The organism is Actinotalea endophytica, assembly GCF_025717005.1.
GTDB lineage: Bacteria > Actinomycetota > Actinomycetes > Actinomycetales > Cellulomonadaceae > Actinotalea.
This window is the reverse complement of record NZ_JAOVZU010000009.1, coordinates 151,867-173,035: the sequence shown is the minus strand read 5'-3', so window position 1 is coordinate 173,035 and position 21,169 is coordinate 151,867. Positions and strand designations below refer to the sequence as shown.

The following is a 21,169-nucleotide window of genomic DNA, read 5'->3' as shown; positions in this document are numbered from 1 at the left end:
GGAGCTGCGCCACTACTGGCGCCCAGCCGACAAGAAGGGGGGATGACCGGGTCCATGACCACGGTCCGGCTGGTCCGGACTCCCTGATCCGGCCGTCGGGCCCACCGCTCACGGGCGGGGGCTGCAGCGCCTCTGACGACGCCTGCATCGACCGTAACCGAATCGTGACCTGAGATTCGACCCACGGTGTGAGAGGTGTGTGCAGATCAAGGTGAGCACCTGCGCGGGTGCCGGCCGGACGGGCCTCGGCGCCCGGGCGACCGTCAGTACCAGTTGTGCGACTGGAAGAAGCCCCACGCGCCGCACGGTGTGCCGTACCGCCCCGAGATGTAGCTCAGGCCCCAGGCGATCTGGGTCGCCGGGTTGGTGCGCCAGTCGGCACCGAACGCGGCCATCTTCGAGCCGGGCAGCGCCTGCGGGATGCCGTACGCGCCGCTCGACGCGTTGCTCGCGTTCACCCGCCAGCCGCTCTCCCGCGACCACAGCGAGTCGAGGCAGGCGAACTGCTGCTGGTCCCAGCCCCGGGCCAGCACCATCTCCAGGCCGACCGCGCGCGCCGTGCCCGGCTCGACCGCGGCCACCTGCGGCAGCTCGCCGGTGCCGACCCGGATCACCTCGTCGACCGGTTCGGTGAGCACCGACTCGGTCAGCACGGTCCGCCCGATCTCGACACCGTCCACCGTGTACGCCTCGTAGGTGACGACGGCGGATCCGTCCTGGCCGCGCGTCGCCGTGACCTCGTTGCCCTTGAGCAGCGAGGCGTCGTCCTGGCGGACCGTCTGGAACGGAGTGGTCTCGGTCTGCGACCCGATCACCGTCTGCACCCGGGTGACCATCACGACCAGCCCGTCCACCGCGGCCGCGTCCAGCGGCACCGAGACCAGGTCGTGCTCACCGAGCACGACCCCGGCGTCGGCGAGGACCTCGCGCACGGTGGCGCCCGTGGTGCTCAGGTCGAGCGTGGAACCGTCGACCGCGACGTGCACCTGCTTCAGCGTCGACAGCCGCAGCACGTCACGACCCGGTGCCGAGGATCGGGACACCGAGGTCCGCGAGTCGCGCAGGCCGAGCTCGTCGACCACGCCGCCGACCGTGAGCGCCGTGCTCCACACGGTGCGCTCCTGCCCGTCCACGACCACCTGCAGCTCGCGGGCGTGCTGGACGACCACCCGGCTGTCGCTCGAGACGGTCGCGTCCAGGGCCGGCGTGACCAGGTCGTGCTCACCGACCTCGACGCCGCGCGCGGCCAGCACGTCGGCGACGGTGCGGCCGTAGAGGGTCACCGGCGCGGCGTACCCGTCGACCTCGAGGGTGACCTGCTTGTGCAGTGCGGCGAAGCCGGTGGTGCCCGCCACGACCGCGGTCAGCACCAGGGTCTGCGCGACCAGACGCGTGCGTGCGGACACCCTCGCGGGGCGTCGCACGGTGGTCGGCAGTCGCATCAGTCGTCTCTCCGGAGCAGGCACGGACCGAAGAACGGTAACGGAATGGACACGGTCGGCGAAAGCGGAGAAGGTCCCGAGCGGGGCACGACGGGAGGAATCGGACCCTCACCAGGGTCCGTAGAGCTCCGTGCTCGTGCGCCAGACCTGCTCGCACAGCCGCTCGAGAGCCGTGCCCAGCTCGTCGGCGACCTGCCGTGCCGTCTCCGCGACCAGGTACGGGCCGTTCGGGCGACCGCGCCACGGATGCGGCGGCAGGTAGGGCGCGTCGGTCTCGAGGAGCAGCAGGCCGGGCGGCGTCGCGTGCAGCGCGGCGCGCAGATCGGCCGACCCGGGGTAGCCGACCGGGCCGGCGAACGACGCGTACCAGCCGTGCTCGGCGCAGGTCCGGGCCAGCTCGGCGTCGCCCGAGAAGCAGTGGAACACCGTGCGTGGTGGAGCGCCGTCGGCGAGCAGCACCTCGACCACCTCGGCGTGCGCGTCCCGGTCGTGGATCTGCAGCACCAGGTCCAGCTCCTTGGCGAGCGCGATGTGCGCCCGGAACGCCTCGCGCTGCACCGCGCGCCCCGCCTCGCCCGCCCGGAAGAAGTCGAGGCCGGTCTCGCCGATCACCCGGACCCTCGGGTCGGCCGCGGCGACCCGGGCGACCTCGGCGATCGCGTCGGCCAGTGGCACGTCGTGGTGCGGGCGCGGGTCCGGGTCCAGGCCGTCCGGTGCGACCTCCCGCACGCCCGCGTGCAGCACGGCCTCGTTCGGGTGGATGGCGACGCCACCGAGCAGCGCCGGCGCGACGGCCGGGTCGGCGAGCGTGCGCTCGGTCCAGGCGATCGCCGGCAGGTCGCAGCCGATCTGCACCAGCCGGGTGACCCCGGTCCGGGCGGCCAGCTCCAGGTGGTCGGCCACCCGCGGCTCGCGGTCCAGCCACGCCCGGCCGGGACCGTCCGCGGACCGTTCCCGCCAGCCGAACCCGTCGGTCACCTCGAGCACGTGGTCGAGGTGGGTGTGGTTGTCGACGAGAGGGTGGGGCAGCGGCTCGGGGACGCCGGGCCACGACCGGTCGCGCCGCTTGCGGCTCACGGGCGCGGGCTCACTGCTCGGTCGAGGCCAGGCGAGCGATCTCCTCGTCGACCACGGACGGGTCGAGCTTGGTGAACACCGGGGTCGGCTTGGCCACCGGCGCGCCGACCTGCACCGGGCGGGACTCCCACGCGGGCGTCCCGGAGTAGTCGCCGGTGATGATCGTGTACGTCGCCAGACCGGCGCCGTTGTCCGGGTCGAGCTCGGTGACCTGCTCCGCGCGAGGCATCGGCATGAGCTCGCCCTCGCCGCCGAGGACCTGGTGGACGCGGTTCGCGGAGTGCGGCAGGAACGGCGCGAGCAGCGTGTTGCAGTCCTGCACGCACTGCGCCGCGACGTGCAGCACCGTGCCGAGACGTTCGCGCTGCGACTCGTCCTTCATCTTGTAGGGCTCGGTCGCCGTCAGGTACTTGTTCACCTCGCCGACGACGCGCATGGCCTCGGCGATCGCGGCGCGCTGCCGGTGGCGGCCGATCAGCCCACCCACCGTGTCGAACCCGGTCCGGACGGCAGCCAGCACGGCCTCGTCGACCGGCTCGAGCGGCCCGGCGGCCGGGATCTCGCCGAAGCTCTTGGCGATCATCGTCGCGGTGCGGTTGACCAGGTTGCCCCAGCCGGCCACCAGCTCGGAGTTCGTCCGCTGGACGAACTCCGACCAGGTGAAGTCGGAGTCGGAGGTCTCCGGTCCCGCGGCACTGATGAAGTAGCGCAGCGCGTCGGGCTGGTACCGCGCGAGCATGTCCCCGACCAGGATCACGTGGCCGCGGGACGTCGAGAACTGCTTGGACTCCATCGTCATGAACTCGCTGGAGACCACCTCGGTCGGCAGGTTCAGCGTGCCGTACCGGCCCGGCTCGCCGCCCCGGTCGCCCTGGCCGTTGTAGCCGAGCAGCTCGGCCGGCCAGATCTGGGAGTGGAAGACGATGTTGTCCTTGCCCATGAAGTAGTACGACAGGGCCTCGGGGTCGTTCCACCAGTCACGCCAGCGCTCGGGGTCGCCGAGGCGGCGCGCCCACTCGATGCTCGCCGAGAGGTACCCGATCACCGCGTCGAACCAGACGTACAGCCGCTTCGTCGGCTGCTCACGCCACCCCTCGAGGGGGATCGGGATGCCCCAGTCGATGTCCCGGGTCATCGCCCGGGGGCGGACCTCCTCGAGCAGGTGCTGGCTGAACTTGATCACGTTCGGGCGCCACAGCCCGGTGGCCTCGCGGCCGTCGAGCCAGGTACCCAGCGCGCCGGCCAGCGCCGGCAGGTCGAGGAAGAAGTGCTGCGTCTCGACGAACTCGGGCGTCTCGCCGTTGATCTTCGAGCGCGGGTCGATCAGGTCGGTCGGGTCGAGCTGGTTGCCGCAGTTGTCGCACTGGTCGCCGCGGGCCTCGGTGTAGCCGCAGATCGGGCAGGTGCCCTCGATGTAGCGGTCCGGCAGCGTGCGACCGGTCGACGGGCTGATCGCCGCCTGGGTGGTCTGCTCGACCATGTAGCCGTTGCGGTGCACCGTGGTGAACAGCTCCTGCACCGTGCCGTAGTGGTTGCCGGTCGTGGTGCGGGTGAACAGGTCGTAGGACAGCCCGAGGTCCACCAGGTCCTGGACGATGATCGCGTTGTTCTTGTCCGCGAGGTCCTTGGCGGAGACGCCCTCCTTGTCGGCCTGCACCAGGATCGGTGTGCCGTGCTCGTCGGTGCCGGAGACCATCAGCACGTCGTGGCCGGCCATCCGCATGTAGCGGCTGAACACGTCGGACGGGACACCGAAGCCGGCGACGTGGCCGATGTGACGAGGACCGTTCGCGTAGGGCCATGCGACGGCGGACAGGATGTGGGCCATGGCCCCCGATCCTAGTGATCGCGCAGCAGGACCCCGGACCGTGCGCTCGGACGCCCCGCGAGGTCGACGGACGGGCCGCTAGAGCTCGCCCACCCGGCGCAGCACGCGCATCGCCAGCCAGCCGATCGGGATCTGCAGCCAGTAGGTCGCGACCCGGAACAGGAGGACCGCGGACGCTGCGACACCGGCGTTCACGCCGGCCGCGGAGAGCAGACCGATCAGCGCCAGCTCGATGCCGCCGACCCCGCCCGGGGTCGGCACGGCAGACCCCGCGAGGTTCCCCGCGAAGTAGATGACGGCGACCTGGATGAGCGAGAGATGGACGCCGAACGCCGCGAGCGCGGTGTCGAACGCGAGCACCCAGCCGAGCGTGAGGATCGCGTTGCCGGCCACCGCGACGACGACCCGCCCGGGCTGACCCATCACGTCGATCAGCCGCGGCCACACCTGCTCGAGCATCGGCATGACCTTGGCCAGCGCCCAGCGCCGGATCTGCGGGACCAGCAGCAGCGCTGCGACCAGCAGCACCGCCGCGGCGATCAGCTCGAGGGTCCCACCGCTGGGGATCAGCGCCGTGGCGGCCTCCGACCCCGAGGCCACCGAGACCACGACCAGCAGCACCACGGTGACCACGAACTGCGACAGCTGGACGAGCGCCACCGTCGCCACGGCGAGCGCCCCGTTCACGCCGCGACGCATCATCATCCGCACGTTCAACGCACCGGCGCCCAGGTGCGCCGGTGTCGCCAGCGCGAGGAACGCTCCCCCGGCCTGGACCAGCGTCACCCGCCACAACGGCAACGACACCGGCGAGAACGCCTGCACGGTCAGGGCCGCACCGAAGAACGTCGCGATCCCGAGCAGGAAGGAGGCCAGGGCCCAGCGCCAGTCGCTCTGCTCGACTGCCGCGACCACCTCGTCGACGTTGATCTTCGCCAGCACCACGACGATCGCGACCACGGGCAGCACGACCGTGATCAGCGTGCCGAGCGAGAACCTGGTGAGCCGTACCGGTGCGATCTCGGCGTCGCCGAGGTCCTCGGCGAGTGCCTCGCGGAGCCGGGCGAGGACGTCCTGGTGATCCCGCAACGCCGTGCGGGTCGTGCGAGGCATGACGACCGGCTGCAGCAGCGGCGCCAGCGCGGCGAGCTCACCGCCGGGCAGCACCGCACGGGCGGCGTCGAGCGCCCGGGCCTCGCCGGCGGTCAGCGCCTGGACCGCGAGGAGCTGCGCCGCGTCGATCCGCCGGGTCAGGTCCGGGACCGCGATGTCGCCGTCGGCCCAGCCCACCAGCCAGGCCTGGCCGTCGTTGGTGACCCGGACCGCGGACGCGTCCAGCGACCGGTGCGCGAGACCGGCCCGGTGCGCCGTGCGGAGCTGGCGCCACGCGTCGACCAGCGCTTCGTCGGCGACCTCGGCCGGCAGGTCGTCGAGGTCCGCCAGGGTTCGCTCCGGCGCGGGTTCGGTGACCAGCAGCATCGAGTCTCGCGACTGCCCGACCGCGACGACCTGGGGGGTGCGGGTGCCCGCGGTGCGCGCCGCGTGCGCCACCAGCGCCGCGCGCTCGGCGGCCTGCCGCAACGACTGCCAGGCGCGGCCCTCGATGCCGCGCAGGCGCAGCGACCGCCACAGTCGGGTCAGCACACCGAGCACCTGCCGGTCGCCGTCGAGCACGGTGAGCACAAGAGGCCCGTCGGACGTGGTCATGGCGTAGGTGCGCGGACCGTCACCGGGCTGACGCACGAGCCGCAGCGGTGCGATGCCGACCCGGCCGAGCCCCTCGACGAGCGCCGGGCCGTAGGCGCGTGCGGTCGGCACGCCGGAGACCAGCCGCACGACGCTGCCGGCCAGTCGCCCGAGCAGGACCGCGATCACGACGCCGGGCAGCGACACCCGGCCGGCCACGAGCTGGACGCCGATCGCGACCGCGAGCGCGTTCTGCGACCAGGCGACCGGACGCCGCGCCGAGCGCGGCCCCGCGACGGTGAGCAGTCCGGCGAGCGTCGCCCACTCGAGCGGGATCGAGCTTCCACCGCGGGGCGCGGCGAGCCCCCGCACGAGGGCGTCCGAGCCGACCCACTGCACGACGAGCACCACGACGCCCGCGAGGACGGCCCCACCGACCGCGCCGAGCAGCGCGTCGAGGACCTGACGCCCCGAACCGCGGACCGCGAGGTCCACCAGCACGATCACCGGCACGGTGATCGCGACGATCCCCGCGATCACCGCGACCGGCACGACGAGGATCTGCCCGAGCAGCGCGTCGATGCCCTGGACGTCCTCGGCGACCCCGGTGGTCGTGGCGTGCGCGTAGACCGCCAGCAGCATCACCGCGGCCACGCCGAGCGCGGAGAGCACGGCGCCGACCGCGTCCTCGGCGCTGTGCACCCGCACGGACGAGCGGTCGACGACCTGTACGCCGGTCGCCGTCATGGCCGGGAGTCTAGGCAGCGCGCGCGGCGGGGCGGCGTGTGGCGCACCGGGCCCGGGCGACCGTCACGGAGGCGTGATCCGGACGATCCGGTCGTCCCCGGCTCGTGGGTTCCCCCGGCCGTCGGTGTTGTTGGTCACGATCCACAGGGCGCCGTCCGGCCCGACCTCGACGTCCCGGAGCCGGCCGAGGCCGTCGAGCCCGACCACGGGGGTGCCGACCGCCCCGTCGGCGAGCGGGACCTTCCAGAGCCGCTCACCGCGCAGCGCCGCGAGGTAGACCGCGTCGTCGGTCACCGCGATGCCGCTCGGCGACGCGTCGTCGGTGGGCCAGGTCACCACGGGGTCCACGTACCCGCTGCGGTGCCCGACGCCCTCGACGACCGGCCAGCCGTAGTTCGACCCGGGCGTGATCACGTTGAGCTCGTCCCAGGTGTCCCAGCCGAACTCGCTGGCGTACATCGTGCCGTCGCTCGTCCAGCCGACGCCCTGCACGTTGCGGTGCCCGTAGGACCACATCGGGTTGCCGTCGATCGGGTTGCCTGGCGCAGCCTGGCCCTCGGCCGTGATCCGCAGGATCTTGCCCGCCGGTGAGCCGGTGTCCTGCGACAGCGGGCGGTCGCCCGCGTCCCCCGTGGTGACGTAGAGGTACCCGTCGGGGCCGAACGCGAGTCGGCCGCCGTCGTGGTAGCTGTTGTGCGGGATCCCGTCGAGCAGCACCTGGAGGTCGCCGAGCGTGCCGTCGGGCGACAGCTCGGCGCGCACCACCTGGTTCCCGGACGGCGTCGACCGGTAGAGGTAGACCAGGCGGTCGTCGAGGAAGTCCGGGGACACCTCGATGCCGAGCAGCCCGGCCTCGCTCTCGGTGTACGCGTCCGTGGCCAGCAGGTCCGCGCCCGGGCCGGTCAGCGTGACCGGGCCGTCGGCGGTGAGCATCGAGACGGTGGTCAGGTCCCGGTAGGTGACCAGCACCGCGCCGGACGGCAGGAAGGCGAGGTCCCACGGCGCGTCCAGCCCGGTGACGACGTCCTGCGGTGTCGCCGTGGCCGCGGGCAGCGTCGGCCCGGCCGGGAAGGGGTCGGCGGGTGTCGCAGGAGCTGCGGGCGACGTGCTCGTCGACGCCGGTGCCGTGGCGCTCGTCGAGGCGCGGGCCGGCGCGCTCGTCGTGGCCGTCGGGCCGGCGCCGCCTACGGTGCACGCGCCGAGGGCCACGACGAGGGTCGCGGCGAGGGCCGTGGCGAGCGCGGCCCTGATCACGCCGCCGGTGTGCGTGCGCATGACGGCAGTCTCACCGCCCTGCCCGCGTCCCGCACGCCGCCTAGGGTGAGGTCCATGGCCGACACCCGCCGTGCGCTGATCGTGGTCGACGTCCAGCCGACGTTCTGCGAGGGCGGTGAGCTGCCGGTCGACGGCGGCAACGCGGTCGCCCTGGCGATCGCCGGCTACGCCGCGGCGCACCGCGACCGTTACGACCTCGTGGTGACGACGCAGGACTGGCACGTCGAACCGGGACGGCACTTCGCGACCCCGCCCGACGAACCCGACTTCGTCGACACCTGGCCGCCGCACGGGCGTGCCGGGACCCCGACCGCCGCGCTGCACCCGGCGCTCTCGGGGCTCGCGGCCGACGCCGCGGTGAAGAAGGGCCAGTACTCGGCGGGCTACTCGGGTTTCGACGGCAGCACCGGGGACGACCGCGACCTGCGCACGGTGCTGGCCGACGCGGGCATCACCGACGTCGACGTGGTGGGGATCGCCGAGTCGCACTGCGTGCGCGCGACCGCGCTCGACGCGCTGGCCGCGGGGCTGGGCACGCGGGTGCTGACCGACCTCACCGTCCCGGTCTCGGCCGAGCTGGGTGCCGCCGCGCGAGCCGAGATGGCTGCGGCCGGGGCCCTTCTGGTGCCGTCCGAGAAGGCTTGACGCGCACCTCTCGGGACGCGCGCGCAGCGCTGACCGGGCACGCCCCCGGGGCCCGCCCGGTCAGCGTCCGCGTGCGGCGAGCGCGGCGGCGTAGAGCTCGCGCTTGGCGACCCCGGTCGCCTCGGCCACGGCGGCGACCGCGTCCTTGAGCCGTTCGCCGGCGTCGGTCCGGGCCAGCACCTCCGGGACGAGGTCCTCGAGCGCCGGGGGCGCGTCGGTCGCACCCCCCACCACGAGCACGATCTCGCCCCGTGGCTCGTGCTCGACCGCCCACCGGGCCAGCTCGCCGAGCGGCGCCCGGACGACCTCCTCGTGGGTCTTGGTCAGCTCGCGGCACACTGCGGCGGGCCGGTCGGCACCGAAGGCCTGAGCGGCGGCGGCGAGCGTCGCGGCGAGCCGGTGCGGCGCCTCGAACAGCACGATCGTGCGCGGCTCGTGTGCGAGCGCGCCGAGTGCGGCCGCTCGAGGACCGGCCTTGCGCGGCACGAAACCCTCGAAGCAGAACCGATCGGTGGGCAGGCCGGAGAGCGCGAGCGCGGTCAGGACGGCCGACGGCCCGGGCAGCGCGGTGACCCGGACCCCGGCCTCGACGGCCGCACGCACCAGCACCAGCCCGGGGTCGGACACGGTCGGCATGCCGGCGTCGCTGACCACCGCGACGGTGCCACCGGCGCCGGCCACCTCGAGCAGCTCCGCGACCCGGCCCGCCTCGTTGTGCTCGTGGTGACTGACCAGCCGACCCGTGATCGTCAGGTCCAGCCGCCGCGCCAGGTCACGGACGGTCCGGGTGTCCTCGGCGGCGACCACGTCGGCGGTCGCGAGCAGCTCACGCAGCCGGGCCGAGGCGTCGCCGACGTCACCGATCGGCGTCGCGGCCAGCACCACGGGACTCACCGGGCCAGGGTACGGGCCCAGGACCCCGGCCGACGCCGTAGCCTGTGCCCGTGCGTCCCGCCTCGGTCCTGCGCGAGCACCGGTTGCGTGGGTGGCTCGTCGCAGCCGGGGTGACGGCCCTCGCAGCCGCGCTGCGGCTGCCGGCGCTCGGCCGTCCCCACGCGCTGGTCTTCGACGAGACCTACTACGTCAAGGACGCCTGGACCTTGATGCACCTCGGCTACGAGGCGCAGTGGCCGGAGGACCCGAACGCCGCGTTCGAGGCGGGTGACGTCAACAGCTACCTCGACAAGGCGTCCTACGTCGTCCACCCGCAGATCGGCAAGTGGATCCTGTCGGGCGGCCTGCGTCTGCTGGGCGCCGAGAGCAGCGTCGGGTGGCGCCTGTCCTCGGTGGTCGCCGGGATCCTCGCGGTGCTGCTGCTGACCCGGATCGCGCGGCGGTTGTTCCGCTCGGACGCGCTCGGCGCGGCGGCCGGGCTGATCCTGGCCCTGGACGGCCTGGCCATCGTGCACAGCCGGACAGCGCTGCTGGACGGCGTCCTGATGCCGCTGCTGCTGGCCGCGTTCGGGGCGCTGCTGATCGACCGCGACCGGACCGCCGAACGGCTGGAGCGGCTCGTCGCGGCCGGCGGCGTCGGCGCGCTCGGGCCACCGCTGGGCTTCCGTGGTTGGCGGCTCCTCGCGGGCGTGCTGCTCGGCCTGGCCTGCGGGGTGAAGTGGTCGGCGATCTGGTACGTCGCGTTCTTCGGCCTGCTCACGGTGGGCTGGGACGCGGTCGCCCGGCGTCGGGTCGGGCTGCGCTCGTGGTGGCAGGGCGCGTTCCTGCGCGACGCCGGACCGGCCTTCGTGTCGCTGGTCGGGGTCTCGGTGGTGGTCTACCTCGCGGGCTGGTTCAGCTGGTTCCGCACCCCGGGCGCCTACGGCAAGACCTGGGCGGTGCGCCATCCCGGCGAGGGGGTGACCTGGCTCCCGGACGTGCTGCGCTCCTTCGTCGAGTACCACCGGCAGATGTGGGAGTTCCACACCCACCTCACGTCCGAGCACACCTACGCCGCGAAGGCCGTCGGCTGGCTCATCCAGTGGCGGCCGACGTCGTTCTACTACGAGTCGCCGACCCCCGCGCAGGAGCTGTGCGGCGCCGACAAGTGCTCGCAGGCCATCACGTCGCTCGGCAACCCGCTGATCTGGTGGCTCGGCACCATCGCGGTGGCGGCGTGCGTGTGGTGGGCGATCCGGCGGCACGACGGGATCGCGGTCGCGGCGGTGAGCGGCCTGTTCGCCGGCTGGCTGCCCTGGTTCCTGTACTGGGACCGCACGATCTTCACGTTCTACGCGATCGTCATGCTGCCCTGGCTCGCGCTCAGCCTGACCTGGGCGGGGGCACGCTTCCTGCGGATGCACGATCCCGGGGCACCGCCGGCGCCCCGCTGGCGTCTGTACGCGGTGATCGCCGCCGCGGTGCTCATCGTCGTGGTGACGGCGTTCTACTACCCGATCTGGACGGCGATGACGGTGCCGTTCCGGTTCTGGCAGCTGCACATGTGGCTGCCGAGCTGGGTCTGAGCGGGCACGGCTGAGCGGGCATGCCCGGGCGGGCCGGGCCCCGGGCGGCCGGCGCCGCCGACGCTAGGCCAGCGCCGCGTCCAGAGCCGCCGCGAGCGGGACGTCGCCCTCGGTCACGACGAGCTCGTGGCCGACGGCGCGTGGGTCGTCGAGCGCCAGCACGACGAGCGCCGCGATGTCGGCGCGGCGCGTCGCAGCACCGCGCGCGCCGTCGGCGGTGCTCACCTCACCGCTGCCCGACCCGGGCCCGTCGAGCAGGCGACCCGGCTTGACGATCGTCCAGTCCAGGCCGGAGCCCCGCAGCGCGTCGTCCGCCTGGCGCTTCGCGTCCCAGTAGGCCGCGAACACCGGGTCGGTGCCCGGCGCCGTCGGCAGTGCGGCTCCGAGGAACGAGACCTGCACCAGCCGTGCGACCCCGGCCTGCTTGGCGGCGTCGATGGTCGCGAGCGCCCCGCCGAGATCGACGGTCCGCTTGCGCAGCACACCGGAACCGGCGCCGGCACCCGCGGAGAACACCACCGCGTCGGCCCCCGCCAGGACCGCCGCGAGGTCCGCCGCCGCACCGGTCTCCAGGTCGTGCACCACGACCTCGGCGCCCGCCGCGCGCACGTCGTCGGCGTGCTCCGGGTTCCGCACCACCGACCTCACCCGGTCGCCGCGCCCGCTGAGCCGGCGCGCCAGCTCGAGCGCGATCCGGCCGTGCCCACCCACGATCACGACGGTTGCCATCGGTCCTCCAGTCCTGGCCGCCCGGGAGACGCCGCCCGACGCACGCTCGGCAACCCGGGAACGACGAACGGCCCGGCGGGTCCGCCGGGCCGTTCTGGGGTGGAGCTGAGGGGATTCGAACCCCTGACCTTCTCATTGCGAACGAGACGCGCTACCAACTGCGCCACAGCCCCAGAGCGTGGACAAGGCTAGCACCCCATCGACGCCGGCCCGAACTCGGGATCGGTCACTCCCCGGATGCCCGGCGCCGGGCCAGGATCGCGTCGAGCTCCATGCCTCCGGTCGTGGGGCGACGCTCGGGCTCCTCACCGCCGTGGCCGTCCTCGGTCGCGGCCACGCCGGTCGCGACGGGCTGCTGCCCGGTCAGCGGACGAGGCTCCGGACGACGCGCCTCGGGCTTGAGGGTGTAGGCGGGCGGCGGCACGGGCACCGGCACCCACACGGCCGGGTCGTCCTCGTCCGCGGAGGCCGCAGGTCGTGCCGGCCGCGGGTCGCTCGACACCCGGTCCGGCTCCCCCACCATCGGCACCTCGCCGACGACGGGGACCTCACCGGTCGCCAGGACCCTGGACGCGGTCGCCCGCACCGGGCCGGTGGGCACCTTGGCCATCACCTCGGTGATCGCTTCCGACGGGTGCACGGCGCGGCCCACGGCCACGGGACGCCCGGGTACGTGCGGACGTGGGCGTGCCGCACGACGCGCTGCGCCCTCGGCCCAGGCCACGTCGGCACGCTGCCCCGCGAGGACCGCGCGACGGCCGGCGACCAGCACCGCGGTCAGCAGCGCGGTCGGCGCGACCGCGAGCGCCACGGACACCGAACCCAGCGCGGCACCCACCCAGGCACCGGCGGTGAGCATCAGCAGGGTGAGGGCCAGGGCCGCGCGCCGCCGTGCAGCAGCAGCGCGACGGGTCAGCGCCGCGGCACGTGCGGCGTGCTCCGCGGCGGTGAGGTGGGCGGCGTCCGCGCTCACGCGGTCGCCCACGGACTGTGGTCGGTACATCGTCCGTTCCCCTCCTCGTGGGTGCAGCTGCACCCGGCCGTGCGACGGGGCGTGCGCCCCGGACGGTAGGTCCGGATCGGCCACCCGGAGCACCCGGAGATGCTCCGAGAACCGGTCGTCGAGCCTGGCCTCGGCGAGCTGCTGACGGTGCCGGAGCAGCTGCGGGACCAGGTAGACGATCCACAGCGCGGCCAGCGCGGTCACCACGAGGCCGCCCGTGTCCTTCCCCACACGCTGACGGTAGGCGCCCGGGGATCGCCCCTAGCGGACGCGTCGCGGCGTGTCGGGCCCCGTGCCGGGCTCGGTGCCCCGGACGGCGCGCCACCGGGCGATCAGACTGCCCGGGACCTCCTCCGTCGTCACCGCGAACGTGCGGTGGTCGCGCCAACCGCCCTGGATGTGCAGGAAGCGCTCGCGCAGCCCCTCCTCGCGCAGGCCGAGCTTGGCCACGACCCGCAGGCTGGCGGCGTTCTCCGGCCGGATCGCGATCTCGACGCGGTGCAGACCGACGGGCCCGAAGCAGTGGTCGACGGCGAGCGCGACCGACGTCGGGATGATGCCGCGGCCCGCGACCTGCCGGCTCACCCAGTACCCGATCGACGCCGACAGCGCGGAGCCCCGCTGGATCCCCGAGACGGTCAGCTGACCGACGAGCTCGCCCTGGTGGACGACGGCGAACGGCAGCGCCTCACCGCGTCGCCCCTGGCGCTGGAGCATCCGGACGTACTGGCCGAAGGTCGGCGCCGGGCCGCGCGCCGGCTCGGGCGAGGTCGCCTCCCACGGCGCGAGCCAGTCGGCGTTGTCGCGCCGCACGGCCATCCAGGCGCGAGCGTCGGAGCGCCGCAGCGGACGCAGCACCACGTCGCCCTCGCGGAGCACGGCCGGCCAACCCCTCGCCATGCTCATCCGTCCAGCACCAGGCAGGCGAGCGTGTCGCCGGCCCTGACCCGGGTGGTGTCCTCGCCCACCACCAGCAGCGCGTTGGCCGCGGACAACCCGGCGAGCGACGGGTCGCCTGCCCCACCGAGCGGGTCGACGACGTAGCCCTCGGACGGCGAGCCGCTCAGACGGGCGGGCACGAACTGGCGCAGCCCTGCCGGCGAGCTGATCGGGCGTGCGACGGCCGCCCGCAGCGAGGGACGGTAGACGTCCGAGTGGCCGCCCATCGCGCGCAGCGCGGGCCGGACGAACACCTCGTAGCAGACCAGCGCTGCCACGGGATCCCCGGGCAGCGCGAACAGCGGGACCCCCGAGCCCCCGGTGCCGAGGCCGCCCGGGTGCAGCAGGTCCGTCGCGTCGTCGAGCACCCGGACCGTGCCGAAGCCCTGCCGCCCTCCAGGGGCCATCGCGACCTGGTCGAAGCGCACGGTGCCGAGCGGCGCGAGCACGTCCGCGACCGTGTCCCATGGCCCCGGGCTCAGTCCGCCGGTCAGCACCAGCAGGTCGGCCCGGACCAGCTGGTCCGCGATCGCCTCGCGCAGCCCGCCGCGCTCGTCGCCCACCGGTCCGACGCGCAGCGCGCTCGCACCGGCGTCCCTAGCGGCAGCGGCGAGCGCGTGCCCGTTGGCGTCCGGGCGGGTGCCCGGACGGGCGGCGCGCCCCGGCTCGGCGAGCTCGTCGCCGACCGTCATCACCACGACGCGCGGCCGGGGGTGCACCGCGAGGCGTCCCCGCCCGACGGCGGCCGCCACGGCGAGGTGCCGCGCCGCGAGTCGGGTCCCGCGCGTGAGGACCGTGGCTCCGACCGGCACGTCGTGCCCGGCGGGGCGGAGGTTCTCCCCCGGCTCCGCGCCGCCTCGGATCACCACCCGTGCCCGGCCACGGTCGGTGCGGTCCAGCGGCACGACCGCGTCGGCACCGGCCGGCACCGGCGCACCGGCTGCGACCAGGGCAGCGGCCCCGGCGACGAGCCGCAGCGGCTCGGGTGCGGTGACCGCGACGTCCTCGACCACCGGGAGGGTCACCTCGCTCGCGGGACCGGGCCCGCGCAGGCCGACGTCGGAGGCGTGCACGGCGTAGCCGTCGCAGGCGGCCACGGTGAACCCGGGGACGTCGTGCGGAGCGTGCACGTCCTCGGCGAGGACGCAGCCCTCGGCGTCGGCGAGCACCACGTCGAGGGCCGCGACCGGACGCGCCGCGTCCAGGACGGCGGCGAGGTGGTCTGCGACGCTTCTCATCAGGGCGCCATCATGGCAGCGTCACACCGGCAGCGGGGGGACCCGTCGCCCGGCGTGCTTCAGCCGCCGGGAGCGGGCGATCCCTCGGGCACTCGACCGTCGGGCAGCGCGTCGTCGAGCACGGCACCGTCCGGGATCGTCCCGCCCTCGCCGGCCACGTGCACCACACCGCGCACCCGGACGTCGCGACCGAACGTCCAGTCGCCGGTCACCACGAGGCTCTCGCAGCCCACCAGCGAGGGCGCCCCGGACGGGAAGCGCGCGTCGAAGTCGGGGAGCAGCCTGTACGCGTCGCCGAGGTGCACCAGCGGCGCGACGCCGCCCGTCGCGAGCTCAAGCTCGCCGCCGTCGTTCAGCCGGTAGGCGTCGGAGCGGAGCACCAGCAGGTCGCTCGTCGTCTTCACGGGCAGGAAGCGCGAGCGGTCGACCTCGATGGCCGCCGCCCCGTCGAACACCCCGATCGCGGCGCCCATCGCGGTCTCGATCTGCACGACCCGCGGCGAGCTCGGGTCGGACGGGTCGACGTTCTTCACGTTCCGGATCAGCGGGAGCCCGAGCACGTCGTGCCCGGCCCGCAGGTGCTCGTCCAGTGCGTGCAGGTCGAGCCACAGGTTGTTGGTGTTGAAGAACCGGTGCCGGTCCACGTCGCCGAAGGCCTCGGCGTCCTCGTCGTGAGTCTGGGCGAGCTCCCGCAGCACGAGCTGGCCGTCGGCGCGGCGGCGCGCGAGGTGCCCGCCCTTCCGGTCGGCCGCGGTCCGGCGGCAGAACTCGGCGGCGAACGGGAACCCGCCGCCGGCGAACCACTCGGCCAGGCGCGGGTCCGGCCAGGCACCGAGGTTGTCCGCGTTCGACACGAACATGTACCGGTAGCCGCGCTCGAGCAGCATCGCGAGCACGCCCGAGGTCTCCAGGGCCGTGTAGATGTCCCCATGGCCCGGCGGGCACCACTCCAGGGACGGGTCCGCCGGCCAGCTCACCGGCGTGAGGTCGTCCACCAGCAGCTTCGGCTCCTGGTGCTGCAGGAAGTCCAGCGGCAGCCCGTCGATCGGCAGCTCGGGGTGCGCGCCGAGGGCCGCGAGCGTGTCCTCGCGGGTGCGGAAGCTGTTCATCATCAGCAGCGGCAGGTCGGCGTCGTACCGGGATCGCAGGTCGAGCACCTGCTGGGCGATCAGGTCCAGGAAGCTCCGGCCGGGACGGACCTCGACGAGCGACTTCGCCCGGTCCATGCCCATCGACGTGCCCAGGCCGCCGTTGAGCTTGACCACGACCGTGCGGCGCAGCGCCTCGGCCGCCGCGTCGTCGTCCACCTCGAGGTCGTCGATGTGCGGCAGCTCGGCGACCGGTTCGAGGTCACTCTCGGCGAGCACCCCGGTCTCGCCCTCCGCCAGCACCCGGTAGTAGTAGGAGAACACCTCGATCGCGTGCGGGTGCACACCGATGTCACGCATCAGCGATCGGGCACGGGCGAGGCCGTCGAACTCCATGATGAGCATGCTAGGCAGTGCCCGCGGCCGACCTCATCCCGAGAGGTGCGCGCCACGCCCTCGCTGATCCGCGCCACGGCGCCACCGGGTGTGCGAGGGTGGCGCCATGAGTTCGATCGGCCAGCCGTACGTGCCGTTCGGCGACGGCGACGAACTCCCGGTGGTGAAGGACCAGCTGCGCCGCGCCATCATCGCCGAGCGGGACAAGCGCTCGCCGCGCGAGCGCGAACGCTCGGCGCTGGACTTCGCCCAGGTGGTCGGTGACCTCGACGAGGTCAGGGGTGCGACGACGGTCGCCGCCTACGCATCGCGCGCGAACGAGCCCGGCATGGTCCCGTTGCTCGACCGGCTCGCCGGTCGCGGCGCCCGCGTCCTGCTCCCCGTGCTCGGCACCGGGCTGCAGCGCCAGTGGGCCTGGCTGACCAGCACCGACGAGCTCGAGCAGCGGGCACCCGGACGCCCGCCCGAGCCGCCCGGACCGACGATGGACGCCGAGGTCCTGGCGCAGGCCGACGCGGTCGTCGTCCCGGCGCTCGCGGTCGACACCTCGGGGCAGCGCCTGGGCCACGGCGGCGGCTGGTACGACCGGGTCCTCGAGCACGTGCGGCCCGGCGTCGTCGTGCTCGCCGTGGTCTGGCCCGAGGAGATCTACGACGTCGACACGCACCCGTTGCCGGTCGAGGCGCACGACCGCAAGGTCGACGGGGTGGCCACCCCGTCCGGCTGGCGGATGCTGCCCGTCTGACCGCCGGCGGGCCTCTCCGCCGGACGGCTGGTCACGGCGGCGGCGGCAGCCCGACGCTCCCTGCGCGCGGCGACCGGACGCGGCGTCCGCGTGGGCCTAGCCGGCGGGGCGCAGCGTGAGCGTCGCCCGCTCCGCCTCGTCGACCGCGTCCGCGGTGAACGGCCAGGGGTACTGCCGGCCCTCCGCCCAGGCGCCGATCTGGTCGGTGTAGTGCCTGCTCCCGGGGTGACCGGACGTCCCGGTGCTCACGACCCACGTCGCGGCGTCCCAGTCGGCCAGGTCGGTCACCATCCGCATCGACGGTCCGGACACCGCGTCGTACGAGCCGGACGCGGCGTCCCAGGCCATCGCGTCGATGATCGAGCTACCGCCGGGCACCGACACCGGGGTCGGGTCGACGACGTAGCCCACCGGCCAGGGTGCGGTGCCGTTGCCGAGCACGGGGTGGTGCAGCGCGGCGCGGTGCAGGCGGCCCCACTGCCAGCCGGACGGGTCCTTGCCGAGCTGCACGGTGAGCTCGAGCCGGGCCTGCACGAGGGAGCGCGAGAGCACCTCGTCGCGGGTCTCGACGACGTTCACCGTCGTCCGGTCGTCCCACCACGGGCTGGCGGGCTGCTCGAGCAGCGCGGCGACCACGGCGTACCAGCGGTCGCCTCCGTCCGGCCACTGGGACTCGGGCAGGTCGTCGTCGAAGGTCTCGGAGAGCAGCTCGTCCCAGACCGCGGCGACGTACGCGGCAGCCGCGCTGTCCTGGTCCATCCGACCGTCCCAGTCCCGCAGCAGCGCCACGGCCTCACGGGTGAACTCGTCCGGCACGGGAGCGGCCAGGAGGGCAGGCACCAGGAAGTCGGCCAGCCCGGTGCGGTCGTCGACCTGGATCTGCTGCATGGCGGCGACGTCGAGCGGTGTGCCGTCGGCGATCGCGGTCTCGAGGAGGTCCCGGATCCGCGCGGCGCGGTAGCCGTAGTCCCAGTCCCGCGCGAGGAACGGCCCCTCGCCGCTCGCCGTGACCTGCTGGTTCGCGGCGACGATGAACCCCTCGGGCGGGTCGACCTCGGCGGGCAGCTGGTCGACCGGCACCCAGCCCTGCCAGTCGTACCGCGAGTCCCAGCCCGGACGGGGCCAGGTGCCGTCGGAGGGCACCGGGCCGTCGGTCACCCGGGCACGCACCGGGATGCGCCCGGGCGCCTGGTAGCCGATCTGCCCGTCCGTGGTGGCGAACACGATGTTCTGCGCCGGCACCTCGAACAGCCCGGCGACCTGCGCGACGTCCTGGGCGTCGCTCGCGGTGTCCATCGCGAAGATCGCGGCGGCTGTCGTGCCGGGCTCCAGGCCCGTCCAGGCGAGCGCGACCGCGGAGGTGCCCGTCCCGCCGCTCGGCACCGGGGCGCCGAGCAGAGGGTCGAGGACGTCGGAGACGATCGGGCCGTGCACCGTGGTGCGCACCTCGAGCTGGACCGGGTCCCCGCCGGCGACCTCGATCGTCTCGGTGCGCCGCTCCAGGGCGATCTGCTCGCCGTCCCGAAGGTACGTCCTGGCCTCCGGGTCCGTCCGCTCGAGGAAGAAGTCCGAGGTGTCCGCCCCCATGTTCGTCAGCCCCCAGGCGAGGTCCGCGTTGTGGCCGACGACCACGCCGGGCAGACCCGCGAACGAGAAGCCGGAGACGTCGAACGGGCAGGAGGTGCCCACCTGGGTGCAGTGCAGGCCCACCTGGGACCAGACCCCCGGCGCGGACAGCCCGAGGTGCGGGTCGTTCGCGAGCATCGGGGCGCCGCTCGCGGTGTGCTCGCCGGAGACCACCCACGAGTTGGAGCCGAGCCCGTCGCCGCTGCCGAGCAGGTGGGGCACCGCGGCCAGTGCCTCGTCCGCGAGCTCCATCGCGCGCTGCGCACCGCTGCCCAGCACCACATCGGTGACCGACGAGGCAGCCTCGACCTCACCGCCGACGATCGGCGTGGCGGCGCTCGCGGTCGGGAAGAGCTCGTCGGTGAGGCTCACGTCGCCGACGGCGGCGTAGACCTGCACCCGGGAGACCTCGTCGCGGTCGTTGCTGCGCAGGTCCCAGGCGATCGCCTTGAGCCACGCGAGCGAGTCGATCGGGTCCCAGGGCTCGGGCTGGTCGAGCGTGACGCGCGCGCCGAGCACCTCGTACTCGACGCCGAGCCCGGTCAGGTCGCGCGACTCGACGTAGGCGTTGACCCCGTCGGCGTAGGCCTGCAGGTAGCCGCGCGTCGTGTCGTCGAGCATCTCCCACTCGGCCGCCGCGACCCGCCGCCAGCCGAGCGTGCGGACGACCTTGTCCGAGGCGATCGCCTGCTCGTCGTCGCCGACCAGCTCGGCGAGCCGGCCCGCGGTCACGTGCCGGCGAAGGTCCATCTGGAAGAACCTGTCCTGTGCGTCGGTGTAGCCCTGCGCCCGGAAGAGGTCCTCGGGGGTGTCGGCGTAGATCGACGGCACACCGCGGGCGTCGCGAAGCACTGTCACCTCGGCGTCGAGCCCCGGGAGCGTCGCGGAGCCGGAGTGGTCCGGCAGGGGTCGGCGAACCAGGACGACGCCCACCGCGACGACCGCCACCAGGGCGACGACAACGGCGGCGGCGACCACGGCGAGGACGCGGAGAGCGCGACGGCGGGGCACGGTGCGAGACTAACGGGCGGAAACCCGACCTCGGAGGAAGAGTGCCGACCTACTCCTACGCCTGCACGGCGTGCGACCACCGATTCGACGCGCAGCAGGCGTTCAGCGACGACGCGCTCACCGAGTGCCCCCAGTGCGGCGGGCCGCTGCGCAAGCTGTTCGGCAACGTCGGCGTGGTCTTCAAGGGTTCGGGCTTCTACCGGAACGACTCCCGCAACGGCGGCAAGAAGCCCGGCGCCCGGTCCGGCTCGTCGTCCGGCGGAGGATCGTCGTCGGGCTCGGGCTCGTCGTCGGGCTCGGGCTCGGGCTCGGGTTCGTCGGGTCCGTCGGGCAGCGGGTCCTCGTCCGGCAGCGGGTCCTCCGGCTCCACAGGTGGCTCAGGCTCGGGCGGGTCCGGTTCGGGTGGCTCGGGCTCGGGCGGGTCCGGTTCGGGTGGCTCGGGCTCGGGCGGGTCCGGTTCGGGTGGCTCGGCGAAGGCAGCTTCCTCGGCCGGCTGAGCCGGTCCACGGACCCGCCTGGGCCAGGCCGATCCACTGCGACCGCGCACCCAGCACGACGGGTCGCCGTCCGCGCCGAGGATGCACCGGTGCCCGTGCTGCTACTCGTCCGGATCTGGTTCTGGCGCGCCCGCCCGGTGCTGGCCGCCCTGGTCGCCGTGGCCGTGCTGCTCACCGCGGTGCGGGTCGCGACGGCTCCGCAGAGCCCTGGCACCGAGGTGCTCGTCGCCGCGCGTGACGTGCCCGCGGGCGCCGAGCTGACCGCAGGCGACCTCCGGCTCGCCACGCTCGCGTCGCCTCCGTCCGCGAGCGGCGCGGACCCGTCCGGGCTGCTGGGCCGCGCCGTCGCGGTCGCCGTGCCCGAGGGCCTGCCCCTGGTGCCGACCCTGCTCGCGGGCGAGCGCTTCGCCGTGGACCCTCCCGAGGGGAGCGTCGTGCTGCCGGTCGAGGTCGACGCCGCGGCCCTGCTCAGACCGGGTGACCGGGTGGATCTGCTCGCGCCGGGATGCACCCCGGAGGGTGCCCTCGCCCACGCCGCCGTCGTGGTCGACCAGCCCGACGACCGCTCGGTGCTCGTCGCAGTCACCTCCTCCGAGGCCCAGGCCGTGATCGGCGTACGGGCCGACTGCTCGCTCGCGGCGGTCGTCGTGACATGATCACCCGCGCACGGCCGTCACCCGTTCGGACCAGTCGCCGGACTCGCGGCGTCGCCGGGCTCGCGGCCTTCACCTCGACCTC

General features: G+C 74.3%; 17 protein-coding genes and 1 tRNA gene. 5 read left to right on the top strand and 13 right to left on the bottom strand.

All coding sequences use genetic code 11. The annotated features are described in order from the left end of the window. Window positions 1-263 precede the first annotated feature (263 nt). The 5 genes from OEB99_RS15865 to OEB99_RS15845 all read right to left on the bottom strand — a co-directional run bounded on the left by OEB99_RS15865 (window position 264) and on the right by OEB99_RS15845 (window position 8,055). Entirely contained in the window at window positions 264-1,442 is a 1,179-nt protein-coding gene (locus OEB99_RS15865; protein ID WP_263578260.1) for a resuscitation-promoting factor, read from the bottom strand. A gap of 108 nt (window positions 1,443-1,550) precedes the next feature. Continuing rightward, on the bottom strand, window positions 1,551-2,519 hold the full coding sequence (locus OEB99_RS15860; RefSeq protein WP_263578259.1) for a TatD family hydrolase: 969 nt from the start codon (window positions 2,517-2,519) through the stop codon (window positions 1,551-1,553). A 10-nt stretch (window positions 2,520-2,529) separates the two neighbouring features. Further along, complete coding sequence (gene metG, locus OEB99_RS15855) at window positions 2,530-4,347, bottom strand: methionine--tRNA ligase (RefSeq protein ID WP_263578258.1); 1,818 nt, start codon at window positions 4,345-4,347, stop codon at window positions 2,530-2,532. A 78-nt stretch (window positions 4,348-4,425) separates the two neighbouring features. Then, entirely contained in the window at window positions 4,426-6,780 is a 2,355-nt protein-coding gene (locus OEB99_RS15850) for a lysylphosphatidylglycerol synthase transmembrane domain-containing protein (protein ID WP_263578257.1), read from the bottom strand. Between the two features lie 63 nt (window positions 6,781-6,843). Next, window positions 6,844-8,055 (bottom strand): PQQ-dependent sugar dehydrogenase, encoded by a 1,212-nt coding sequence (locus OEB99_RS15845; RefSeq protein WP_263578256.1) that lies wholly within the window; start codon window positions 8,053-8,055, stop codon window positions 6,844-6,846. A 54-nt stretch (window positions 8,056-8,109) separates the two neighbouring features. On the opposite strand from OEB99_RS15845, the gene OEB99_RS15840 reads away from it, so the two are divergent. Then, a complete protein-coding gene (locus tag OEB99_RS15840; RefSeq protein WP_263578255.1) occupies window positions 8,110-8,700 on the top strand; it encodes an isochorismatase family protein in 591 nt (196 codons plus the stop codon). A 60-nt stretch (window positions 8,701-8,760) separates the two neighbouring features. Here the strand turns inward: OEB99_RS15840 and rsmI are convergent, their stop codons facing one another. Further along, the gene (rsmI, locus tag OEB99_RS15835; RefSeq protein WP_263578254.1) at window positions 8,761-9,594 is read right to left on the bottom strand and encodes a 16S rRNA (cytidine(1402)-2'-O)-methyltransferase; all 834 of its coding nucleotides are present in this window, start codon (window positions 9,592-9,594) and stop codon (window positions 8,761-8,763) included. Between the two features lie 50 nt (window positions 9,595-9,644). Between rsmI and OEB99_RS15830 the strand changes: the two genes are divergently transcribed. Beyond that, a complete protein-coding gene (locus OEB99_RS15830) occupies window positions 9,645-11,159 on the top strand; it encodes a dolichyl-phosphate-mannose--protein mannosyltransferase (RefSeq protein WP_263578253.1) in 1,515 nt (504 codons plus the stop codon). Window positions 11,160-11,222: 63 nt separating this feature from the next. On the opposite strand, the gene OEB99_RS15825 is transcribed toward OEB99_RS15830, so the two are convergent. The 6 genes from OEB99_RS15825 to OEB99_RS15800 form a co-directional block, all read right to left on the bottom strand. Further along, the gene (locus OEB99_RS15825; RefSeq protein ID WP_263578252.1) at window positions 11,223-11,888 is read right to left on the bottom strand and encodes an SDR family oxidoreductase; all 666 of its coding nucleotides are present in this window, start codon (window positions 11,886-11,888) and stop codon (window positions 11,223-11,225) included. Window positions 11,889-11,988: 100 nt separating this feature from the next. Further along, window positions 11,989-12,061 (bottom strand) — tRNA-Ala (locus OEB99_RS15820). A gap of 53 nt (window positions 12,062-12,114) precedes the next feature. Beyond that, complete coding sequence (locus tag OEB99_RS15815; RefSeq protein ID WP_263578251.1) at window positions 12,115-13,122, bottom strand: hypothetical protein; 1,008 nt, start codon at window positions 13,120-13,122, stop codon at window positions 12,115-12,117. Between the two features lie 30 nt (window positions 13,123-13,152). Beyond that, on the bottom strand, window positions 13,153-13,791 hold the full coding sequence (locus OEB99_RS15810) for a GNAT family N-acetyltransferase (protein ID WP_263578250.1): 639 nt from the start codon (window positions 13,789-13,791) through the stop codon (window positions 13,153-13,155). A 2-nt stretch (window positions 13,792-13,793) separates the two neighbouring features. Then, complete coding sequence (locus OEB99_RS15805) at window positions 13,794-15,068, bottom strand: molybdopterin molybdotransferase MoeA (RefSeq protein ID WP_263578249.1); 1,275 nt, start codon at window positions 15,066-15,068, stop codon at window positions 13,794-13,796. 59 nt (window positions 15,069-15,127) lie between these two features. Further along, complete coding sequence (locus OEB99_RS15800) at window positions 15,128-16,552, bottom strand: UTP--glucose-1-phosphate uridylyltransferase (RefSeq protein ID WP_263578248.1); 1,425 nt, start codon at window positions 16,550-16,552, stop codon at window positions 15,128-15,130. Between the two features lie 106 nt (window positions 16,553-16,658). Here OEB99_RS15800 and OEB99_RS15795 point away from each other — a divergent pair, with 106 nt between their 5' ends. Further along, entirely contained in the window at window positions 16,659-17,297 is a 639-nt protein-coding gene (locus tag OEB99_RS15795; RefSeq protein ID WP_263578247.1) for a 5-formyltetrahydrofolate cyclo-ligase, read from the top strand. 96 nt (window positions 17,298-17,393) lie between these two features. On the opposite strand, the gene OEB99_RS15790 is transcribed toward OEB99_RS15795, so the two are convergent. Then, on the bottom strand, window positions 17,394-19,934 hold the full coding sequence (locus OEB99_RS15790; protein WP_263578246.1) for a penicillin acylase family protein: 2,541 nt from the start codon (window positions 19,932-19,934) through the stop codon (window positions 17,394-17,396). Window positions 19,935-19,975: 41 nt separating this feature from the next. On the opposite strand from OEB99_RS15790, the gene OEB99_RS15785 reads away from it, so the two are divergent. After that, window positions 19,976-20,431, top strand: coding sequence for an FmdB family zinc ribbon protein (locus OEB99_RS15785; RefSeq protein WP_263578245.1), 456 nt, complete (start codon window positions 19,976-19,978; stop codon window positions 20,429-20,431). A gap of 89 nt (window positions 20,432-20,520) precedes the next feature. Beyond that, entirely contained in the window at window positions 20,521-21,087 is a 567-nt protein-coding gene (locus OEB99_RS15780; protein ID WP_263578244.1) for an SAF domain-containing protein, read from the top strand. The last annotated feature ends 82 nt before the right edge of the window (window positions 21,088-21,169 follow it).